The sequence below is a fragment of the Mycobacterium scrofulaceum genome, assembly GCF_002086735.1.
Classification (GTDB): domain Bacteria; phylum Actinomycetota; class Actinomycetes; order Mycobacteriales; family Mycobacteriaceae; genus Mycobacterium; species Mycobacterium scrofulaceum.
Genome location: NZ_MVIJ01000093.1, coordinates 1 through 9927, shown reverse-complemented (window position 1 = coordinate 9927; position 9927 = coordinate 1). Strand labels below are relative to the sequence as shown.

The 9927-nt window shown below is 62.7% G+C and carries 5 protein-coding genes and 4 pseudogenes; 5 read left to right on the top strand and 4 right to left on the bottom strand.

Features of this window, described 5'->3' with window-relative positions:
* From BST44_RS28195 to BST44_RS31760, 4 genes and pseudogenes are all read right to left on the bottom strand, one after another.
* Positions 1–679 (bottom strand): annotated as a pseudogene (locus BST44_RS28195) (transposase); the annotation flags it as partial.
* Between the two features lie 184 nt (positions 680–863).
* Positions 864–2651 (bottom strand): group II intron reverse transcriptase/maturase, encoded by a 1788-nt coding sequence (gene ltrA, locus BST44_RS28190; protein ID WP_046186391.1) that lies wholly within the window; start codon positions 2649–2651, stop codon positions 864–866.
* 712 nt (positions 2652–3363) lie between these two features.
* Entirely contained in the window at positions 3364–4602 is a 1239-nt protein-coding gene (locus BST44_RS28185; protein WP_007172236.1) for an IS110 family RNA-guided transposase, read from the bottom strand.
* A gap of 332 nt (positions 4603–4934) precedes the next feature.
* The gene (locus tag BST44_RS31760) at positions 4935–5258 is read right to left on the bottom strand and encodes a hypothetical protein (RefSeq protein ID WP_007172237.1); all 324 of its coding nucleotides are present in this window, start codon (positions 5256–5258) and stop codon (positions 4935–4937) included.
* A gap of 137 nt (positions 5259–5395) precedes the next feature.
* On the opposite strand from BST44_RS31760, the gene BST44_RS28175 reads away from it, so the two are divergent.
* The 5 genes and pseudogenes from BST44_RS28175 to BST44_RS28150 form a co-directional block, all read left to right on the top strand.
* On the top strand, positions 5396–6286 hold the full coding sequence (locus BST44_RS28175; RefSeq protein ID WP_172975555.1) for a metal-dependent hydrolase: 891 nt from the start codon (positions 5396–5398) through the stop codon (positions 6284–6286).
* A gap of 46 nt (positions 6287–6332) precedes the next feature.
* Complete coding sequence (locus BST44_RS28170) at positions 6333–7898, top strand: flavin-containing monooxygenase (protein ID WP_007172240.1); 1566 nt, start codon at positions 6333–6335, stop codon at positions 7896–7898.
* Positions 7899–8060: 162 nt separating this feature from the next.
* A pseudogene (locus BST44_RS28165) lies at positions 8061–8267 on the top strand (transposase); the annotation flags it as partial.
* 369 nt (positions 8268–8636) lie between these two features.
* Positions 8637–9515 (top strand): annotated as a pseudogene (locus BST44_RS28160) (IS110 family transposase); the annotation flags it as partial.
* A gap of 54 nt (positions 9516–9569) precedes the next feature.
* Positions 9570–9860: pseudogene (locus tag BST44_RS28150) on the top strand (transposase); the annotation flags it as partial.
* Positions 9861–9927 lie beyond the last annotated feature (67 nt).

The window sequence follows — 9927 nt, the reverse complement described above, 5'->3', positions numbered from 1 at the left end:
ATCAGCCCAGAACTCAGTCGATCCCCGGAAGCCGTCAGCCAGCCCGACGAGCTCCATGCGGCCATCAGCACGGACCCCGATCATTACCAGCAAACAGAGTTTCTCCACCTCAAGGCGCACCTTGAGGTGGATGCCATCCACCCACAAATACAGGTAATCGGTGCTGGATAAGTCACGCTTGCCGAAGGCTTTGGCCTCGTCCTGCCGCTGCGCGGTCAGCCGAGTAATCTCGGTCGCCGAGAGCGCCGCGCCCGTGCCGAGGAAATGCTCCGGCGCCGGGCCGAAATCCCCGCTGGACAGCCCGTGCAGGCACAGCAGCGGCAACACCTCGGTCATCTGCGGCGACTTGCGCGCCCACGCCGGCAAAATCGGGGAGGAAAACCGGCACCGCTCACCGGTGTCAGCGTCGATGCGCTTGTCGTTGACCCGCGGGGCCTTGACCGGCACCGCCCCAGCGGCCGTCAACACGGTCCGCTCCTCGTGGTAGCCGTTGCGCACCACTAGGCGATGCCCATTCTCGTCAACCTGATCGGTGAACTGCGCGATATAGGCCGACTTCGGCCTCCAGCGCCGCCGCAAGCATTTGCCGGGCGCCATCGCGGACGACCTCATCGAGTAACGAGCGACCCGAACCGGTGTTGTCGTTGGACTCGTCGACGTCGTGAACTACCGTGAGCATGGGCGTACCTTCCCAACCAGCGCGCCAACGCCGGTCCTTGATCAGACAAACCGAATTCAGAGCACCCTCGGGAAGGCGGCGCCCCTTCAGGCTGCCTCACCGAGGCTCATGTCGGGTAGGACCGCCGCATTGCTGCGGCGGTCCCCCCTCAGAACCGTACGTGCCAGTCGTCCCGGCATACGGCTCAAGCAAGCCCCGAGGACGTTGCGGGAACTGCGTAATTCGTTGGGCTCCCGCGCAACTTAGCCCGAAGGCTGCGATGGCAGGAGGCGTGTACCAGGTGGGTCTCGTCCAACCGGGCCAGCCGCCCGTGGTGGGTGAGATGCTCGGCGGCGATGGCTCGCTTGACAACTCCTAACCACCACCGTTCCCATTCGGAGGGCGACTGCGGGGGTTGATCGACGGTCAACAAATGATCGCCACACAGCGGGCACCGTCCGTCCTGCTTGGCGAGCAGGCGCAGGTTGTAGCTGTCCAGCGCGGGTTTGACCTTGCGCCGTCGTTCGGCCCAGTAGCTGGCCAATTCCGGGGCGTCGGGAGACGCCCGGCCCGCGACTAGCGTGTGTCGGACGATGTGAGTCCAGGAGAATTTGACCAGACACGCGATGTTTTCACGGCGGTCATCCAACGGCCGTTCGGGATCGCCGAACACCCACTGATCGTTCCTGAACTTGTTGAACCGACCCCAGTGGCGGCGTGCGATCCACTTTTTCGGCTTCTTCGGATGCGGTCGGCGCGCCCGCCCGGAGGTGAGCCGCCACATATAGTGGTCCAGCGAGCTGAAAACCTTGCTGGACACCGCACCTCGATAGTAGGCGGACCATCCCCGGATAATCGGGTTCATCCGGGCGATCACCGCCCTGGCGTTGGAGCCGCGCAGCCTGCGCATCTCCTCGGCCAACCGTTTGCGGATACGCTCGATCGCCTCCGGGCTCGGCTTGATCAACAACTTGCCCGGCCGTCTACCGTGGCGGTAGCAGCGGATGTTGAATCCGAGGAAGCTGAATCCCTCTTCGAGGTGGACGATGCGCGTCTTATCCTCGTTGAAGACCAGACCCCTCGGAGCCAGCCACCGGGCAAGCTGCGCCTTGACGTGTTCGGCCTGCTCACGTGAATGGCAGCAGGCGACCATATCGTCGGCATATCTCACCAGAACCGGGTTGCCCGCTATCGCCGCGCCGGCGTAAACACCGGTCGAACTGCGGTAACGAACTCCCGCGGCCTCCTCCAGGCCATGCAGTGCCACGTTCATCAGCAACGGGCTGATCACCCCGCCCTGCGGAGAACCCTCCTCGGTCGGCGCGAACCCGCCGTTCTCGATCACCCCGGCTTTCAGCCACTTTCGGATCATTTCCTTGGCCGGGAACGACCCCAGCTTGTCGAGTAGCCGAGGATGGTCGATTCTGTCGAACGCGGCCGACAAATCGGCGTCCAGAATCCATGCCCGTTGGGCTCGTGGCCCTTTGAGCGTGAGGAAAAGGGACTGGATCGCATCGGCACAGCTACGGCCCGGGCGAAACCCGTAGGAACGGGCCTCGAACCGAGCCTCCCACTCGGGCTCCAGCGCGTTGCGTACCCGCGCCTGATGACAGCGGTCCATCACCACGGGGATACCGAGCGGACGCTGATTTCCGTTGGCCTTCGGAATATACACACGCCGAACCGGCAAGGGCTCCCACGACGACCGCGAATCATGCACTCGCACCGCAATATTCGCTCTCGCCTCGGGCGACAGGGCAACCTCCCCATCGATCCCGGCCGTTCGACGCCCAGCATTGCGCTGAGTCACCTGTCGCACACTGACCAACGTGTTCGACCAGGAACCCAGCATCAGTTTCTGCAGCGACCGGACCGAGGCCCAGTCCTGCTCCCGCGTCGCCTTGAAGATCCTGCGCCGCAACCTCGCTACGTTTTCCTCATGGACACGCCAATCCACGACGGTCCAATCGAAAACGCCCTCCGGTCCGTTCACCTCTACGGTGTCCAACTTGCCCTTCCGGTTCGCAAGGCCCTCGGTCTCGGTATTTCAAAGGCTCACCTGCCCACGTCAGCGCCCTTTCGAGCCCAGCCACCACGCTGGTATCCGACCGGTTCCCCATGATCGCCGCCCAGGAGGAGCGGCGGCACCACGACCACAGGTCCCGCTGCCTTTCGGCCATCGGCATTCGCTTCTTGAGCATCCTGTTCCCGCCGAGGGATTCCGCCCCTCTCACGATCGGCCTACCGGCCCGAAGGCCGGACCCGACGGGGTTTCCACGTTCCGCGCATACGAGATACGGCCGGGGAGGGCGCCCTCTATACCCCGAGACCAGCGGTGTTCGCACGACCGGCCTGTGGCCTCCGGTCGCCGCTTGCCGCCACTGCCAGCGGCCGGGTCCTATCACCCGGGTTCTCAACCCGTCTTCCCGGGCTTCAAATAACGAGGCGTCATCAAGGGTTCATTCGCATTCGCCCGTCCGGCCTTCCCTCGCCCGGTCGTTCCCCCAGACGGAACGGGGGCCCTTGGGCTTCTTCCCTGAGCTTCGCACGCCCACGGGCAGGACCCGTCGACGCACGTCAGGGCGGGGATCGGTCACGAACACCAACCGAGAACTACGCGACCGGCATCGCCGACCTCCACTCCACGAGCTCACTCACATGCGCGACATCGCGTCGCACCCACAGACCTCCGATCTTGTTAACAGTCAAGCGGCGGCTCGTGTGGGGTGCGTCGGGGGTGGTCGGTATGCCTTGATTGGGTCGTAGGTTTGGCTGGTTTGCAGGCAGTGGTAGAGCTGGCCGAGCATGCGGTTGTAGAGGTGGCGCAGGGCTGCGGGGTGGCGGTCGCCGTGGTCGCGGCGTGTCAGGTAGTGAGCGCGGGTGGGTCCTTCGCAGCCGGCCGCGATGAACGCCCAGACGAATCCGACGGCGGCAAGTCGGTTGTTCTTCACGTGCCGGTGAGTGATGCGGATGCTGCGCCCAGAGGCTTTGGTGACGGGCGCCGACCCGGCGAACGCCTTCAATGCTCGGGCGTCGGCGAATCGTGTTCGGTCGTCGCCGATTTCGGCGAGCAGGCGGGCACCGGTAAGGTCGCCGACCCCCACAAATGAGGTGATGATCCTGTGGTCGGCGTGCTGGGCAAAGGTGGCGGCGGTGGCCTCGCCCAGCCGGTCGACGTTGGCGCACTCAGCGTCGAGGGTGGCCAGCAATGCGACTGCTTGGATACCGAAGGCGTCTTCGACCGGGGCGGGGTGTCGCAGCTGCGGCAGCCGCAGCTGCTGGTGGATTGTCGCCGCGAGCGTGGTCAGGCCGCGTTGGCGTCCGGCGCGGCGCAGGGCGGCGGTGATCTGCGGCTTTGACAGCCGCGCCGCCTTGGCCGGGGTGGCAGCGATGGCGAGCACCGCACGAGCTTCGGGTGCGGTGATTCCGCCGGGACGGTCGGCGAAGGCGTGCAGGAAACCCGGGAAATATTCCCGCAGCAGCGACCGCAGTTCGTTGCCGGCCCGGTTACGCCGCCAGGTGGCGTCCTGGTGGGCACGGGCCAGCACGGTGATCGATTGCGCCAGTTCGGTGTCGGCGGGTAACCGACGATGCTGGTCGATGTCGGTACGCAGGATGTTGGCCAGCGTGACCGCATCGCCGTGGTCAGACTTCTTGCCCGACATCGACGTCCGTTCCCGATAGCGGGCCACCGACATCGGGTTGATCGGGTAGATCGGTCGACCGCTGGCCCGCAACACGGCGACCAGCAACCCGCGCGGGGTCTCGATCGCGACCGGGATCGGATCCTCAGGGTCGTCGTCGGCATCGGCCAGCATGGCGGTCAGTTCGGCGAATCCGGCGACCGACTCGGGGATGCGCCGTCTGGCGACCAGCCGACCGTCGGCATCCACCAGCGCGACGTCATGATGATCCTGGGCCCAGTCGATCCCACACGTGACCATGGACAAATTTACCTCCTTGGTTGTCGAAATGTGTTGGGTGCGTGACCCTTTGTGAGAACGCGCGGCGCCCTAATAGCAAGGCTCTGATGGCCTGACCTCCGATTGAGCCGTTCGCGACCCCAGCAACCCGCACGACCCCCAGTCTTTGTCAGAGCTCAACGGCTCCCCGTCGATGAGGTGTCGATCGTGCAGGCGGGCTCGAACCACGTTCCCCACCCCAACCCCTTCCGAGGAGCAGCCGGTCACGACACGCCGACCTCGCCGTTCTCCCGGCAGGTCTAGCCGACCCCGGTATCGGTCAGGCGTTCCGTCGACACTCGCTGGCCGACCGCTCACTCGGAAGGTCGCAGAGCAGCCGGCGTTCCCGCCTGTGGAAGGGGGTCTAGCCCCGAGTTCTGATCAGGAATCGTCCAGTGCCCTACAAAGCTATTAGGTTCCTGATCATTGCTCCACCGCAGCGCCGTCGGGCGGGTATCACGCTGTCTGGCCAGGCGGTCAAATTCGAGGACCAGGTCCTCGCCGGTGATGCCGCGCGCCACCCGACCGTCGACGCATTTGCGGGTGTGTTCGTCGATGATCGAGACGATCTTTGATCTGGCGGCGGTCAGTGGTGCCATCGAAATGGAAGTCAACAGCCACACCCGCTTCAGGCGCATCTGCGTACCCCGGGCATGGCGCTTTCTGCGCCCGCGTCTCCCCAAGCGAGCGAGCGGGACATTTGACTTGTAGCACCACGTCTACACCCGATACTATCGGTATCCGAAACTGGATGTTCGAGGAAGGGCAGCCTGTCATGGTCGACGGAGACATAGGACAAGGGGCAGTGACCACTGCAAGTGCGGCAAGTGTGGGGTCTCGGTATCCGAGAACCCGGCGGATACGTTTCCCCTTTGGCGAGGGCAGCAAGTATTTCTTCGATGACGACATCATCTTCAGCCACCTGTGGGCGAACTTGTCGGGGTCGTTCCCGCCGGGGGAGGAGTTGTTCATTCGGTCGGTGCGCCGGTTTGCCGATGAGATCGCCGATCCTGGGTTGAAGAAGCGGGTGGCCGGGTTTATCGGTCAGGAATCGGTGCATGGCCAGCAGCATCGGGCGCTCAATGACAAGCTCGTTGACATGGGGTATCCGATTGGGTGGTGGGATTCCGAAAAGTTTGTTGATTGGGTGAAACGCATCGAGGAGGTGCTGCCGGCCCGGATTCCGCTGGCGGTGACAGCAGCCGCAGAACACTTCACCGCGATACTTGCTGAGCGGCTGCTCGGCGATGAGGACTTCCGGGCGATCCCGGGTGATGCGGAGGTGTGGAATCTCCTGAAGTGGCATGCGCTGGAGGAACTTGAGCACAAGTCGGTTGCCTTTGACGTATTCCGCTCGGTGGGGGGTACCGAGCGGGTGCGTCGACGTGTGATGGCGGTAATGATCCCCCTTCTGCTCCTCCTCATGAGTGGCACGCTGGCGTATTCGGTGGCGCGGGATCCCGAAGCGTGCCGTCAGCCAGTGCGACTGGTGCGTGAGACCTATCGGGTCTACCGCGGTCCGATATTTCGGGGTTTGATCCCAGAGCTCAGGCAATACTTGCGACCGGGATTTCATCCCGACGACATCGACACCAACGCGTTGCTCGAGCAATGGCAGGAGGAACTCTTCGGCACCAAGGGGGCCCTGGTCGGCTACCTGAAGTGAACCGAATTTCACCGAGACCGTCGCCAAGAAGGGAGCAAGCAGTTTTATGTCCGAATCCTTTGACGTTGTGATTGTGGGTGCGGGTATTTCCGGTATCAGCGCTGCCTGGCATCTGCAGGAGCGCTGTCCCAACAAGAGTTATGTAGTTCTAGAGCGCAGAGCTGATCTGGGTGGTACATGGGACCTGTTCAAGTATCCGGGCATCCGATCGGACTCCGACATGTGCACCTTCGGGTTCCGTTTCAAGCCGTGGCACTCGCCGCGCTTTACCGTTGATGGCGCCACGATCAAGGATTATCTCTGGGAAGCTGCCGCCGAGAGCGGCATCGACAACCACATCCGGTTTGGTAGCCAGGTATTGTCTGCGGACTGGTCGGACGCCGACAGGCGCTGGACGATCAAGGTGGCTGGGGACCGCCAAAAGACGACCGAGATCACGGCCGCGTTCCTGTTTGCGTGCAGCGGCTACTACGACTACGACCAGGGGTATCGTCCAGAATTCCGGGGCGAGAAGGATTTCGAAGGAATTATTGTTCACCCGCAGAACTGGCCCGAAGACCTCGATTATGCGGGTAAGAACGTCATCGTCATCGGCAGCGGTGCTACCGCAGTGACCCTTATTCCGTCCCTCGTGGATTCAGGCGCTGGCCAGGTAACGATGCTGCAGCGTTCACCGACTTACATCGGATCGCTGCCAAACATCGACCCCATTGCCGTGCAGCTCATCAAGTGGTTACCGACAAGGAGCGCGGACTTCGTCAACCGCTGGAAGAACATCCTGTTAGCTGTGGCGCAGTACAGACTGGCGCGTCGCTTTCCCCGTTCCATGCGAAAAGCGCTGATCGCTTGGGCTAAGCACCAGCTGCCCGCAGGCTATGACGTGGATAAGCATTTCGGGCCGAAGTACAACCCGTGGGATGAACGGATATGCCTGGCCCCTAACGGCGACCTTTTTAAGGCCATTCGGGACGGCAAGGCCGATGTAGTCACCGATACTATCGACCACATCACCAGGACCGGGATCAAGCTTTCCTCGGGTCAGGAGTTGACGGCCGACATCATTGTCGCCGCGACCGGTTTGAACATGCGGCTGTTCGGCGGCGCCAAGATTACCCGTAACGGCCAGGTCGTCGACGTCGCGAAGTCGATGACCTATAAGGCCATGATGCTATCCGACGTCCCGAGCATGGCGTTCACTATCGGTTACATCAACGCGTCCTGGACACTGAAAGCAGACCTGGTGTCTGAATACGTCTGTCGCTTACTCAACTACATGGATGCGCACGGCTACGACACCGTCGTAGCTCCCCACCCTGGCGAGGATGTCGAGGAACTGCCGTTCACGGATTTTGCGCCCGGCTACTTCCAACGCGCGATGGATCAACTCCCTAAGTCTGGATCCCGCGGTCCATGGAAAGCAAAGCAGAATTACCTCTTCGATGTCCGTCAAATACGCCGCGGCAAGATCGATGACGGTCTGCGCTTCACGACCAAAGCATCCCGGCCGGCAACTCTGCCGGCCTCGACATCACACCAAAGCACTTCCGAAATGGCTTCTGGCTCAAACCGAGGAAACGGTGAGCACCGCACAAATCCGCTCATCGCCGGATAATCCAACGGGGACTGTCTCGGTGAGTCCGGAGACTTTCTGATGTGAGAGCTCAGCTGGCGGCTGCTCTCTCGCGTTGAGCGTAATAGGCGGCCTCGAGTTCGGCTGGCGGAACATCGCCGCAGTATTCATACAGGCGGCGGTGGTTGAACCAGTCGATCCGCCGTGCGGTGGCCAGCTCGTTCGACCACCACGCCTCCACCTGAGGGGCTGTTGGCGCAGATGACCAAGGCGGTGCTCCAACGCGCTTTGGATGTCGAGATCGCTGATCACCTGGGCTATGAGTACGGCGATCCGGCTGGTTATGGCTCGGGCAACTCCCGCAACGGGCGCGGCCGCAAAACCGTGCTCACCACGGCCGGAGCGGTCGACCCGACTTTATCAAACTAGCTTCTCGGGCGCGCTTCGCTCTCACCGTGGTGATCGAAAATTCCGCGAGCCAGTTGCGGTTCCGAACGGGGCCTGCGCTGGGTTCAGCGTCCAGGCGGCCGACGGTTCATGCTGGAAGGTGTTTCGGTTGACCCCGGTTGCACTATGTTGCCTGTGAGCCCGCAAATTAGCCTGAGGGTGGAGAGCCCCCCATCCACGGGGACCGTGGAATGTTGCCGTCGAGCACGAGTGTCAGAATTCTGTTTCATCCCGCTCTCCTGTCAACGGCGACACGGGGTCAGTTTTCAGACGACGCCGACATCTCCCCGGAACACGCCCCTTTGTCAATCCTGTTGGGAGGCGGTGAGTTCGATGGATGTGGTGCACCCGCGGTGCGCGGGAATCGATTGCTCGAAGAAAGACGCGAAGGTCTGTGTGCGGATTCAGGGCCATGGACGCAGAGGAGCGTCGTCGACAGTGACGACATGGGGTGCCATGACATCACAGATCCTGGCGTTGCGTGAGCATCTTATCGCGCAGAAGGTCACGTGTGTGGTGATCGAGTCCACCAGCGACTACTGGAAACCGTTCTACTACCTGCTCGACGATGAGCTGAACATGATGCTGATCAATGCGTCGCGGGTGCGCAATGTGCCCGGCCGCAAGACCGATGTGTCTGATGCTGCGTGGCTGGCCGATCTCGGGGCTCACGGGCTGGTGACGGCGTCGTTGGTGCCGCCGCCGCCGATTCGTGTCGGCGGCAAGTGAATACTGACCAGTGCTTGCCGACTCCTGATCAGTTTTCGATTGCCGTTGACAATTCGCGCGCTGCGGGATCTGACCCACGCACGCACGCACATCACCCGGGAATGCTCGCGCGAGGTAATGCGGTTGGAGAAGCTGCTCGAAGACGCCGGGATCAAACTCACCTCGGTGGCCACCGACATCACCGGAGTGTCCGGACGAGCGATGCTCGAGGCGCTGATCGCCGGCCAGAACGATCCAGCCATGATTGCCGATCTGGCCAAGCGGACGCTGCGCCGCAAGATCCCGGCGTTGACCGAGGCGTTGATCGGCCGGTTCAGTGAGCATCACGCGTTTATGTCCCGGTTGTTCCTTGACCGCATCGATGCTCACACCGCCGATATCGGTCGCCTCGATGAGCGCATCGAGGAAGCGATGGCGCCCTTTCGCCTCACCCGGGAACTGCTGATGAGCATTCCGGGATTCTCCGGCAAGACTGCCGAGGTGTGAATCGCCCTGGAAATCCCGGAGGCTCCTGACCTTGGAAACGAGGATGCAGGTATGCCGAAGGAACAGTCGTCTGGGAAGCCCACGGCGCGTCGTTACAGCCCGGAGGAGAAGGCCGCTGCAGTGCGGATGGTGCGGGCACTGCGTGCCGAGTTGGGCACCGAGCAGGGAACGGTGTCACGGGTAGCCCGCCAGCTCGGCTACGGGGTCGAGTCGGTGCGCTCCTGGGTGCGTCAGGCCGATATCGACGACGGGTATGCACCTGGGGTGTCCACTGCGGAGTCACAGCGGGTCAAAGAGCTCGAGCAAGAGATACGAGAACTGAAGCGGGCGATCGTTATCTTGGGCGGGCTCGACTGTTTGGGGGCGTGATCTGGGTGTTTGTGTCGTGGACGGTGTCCGTGATGTGGGT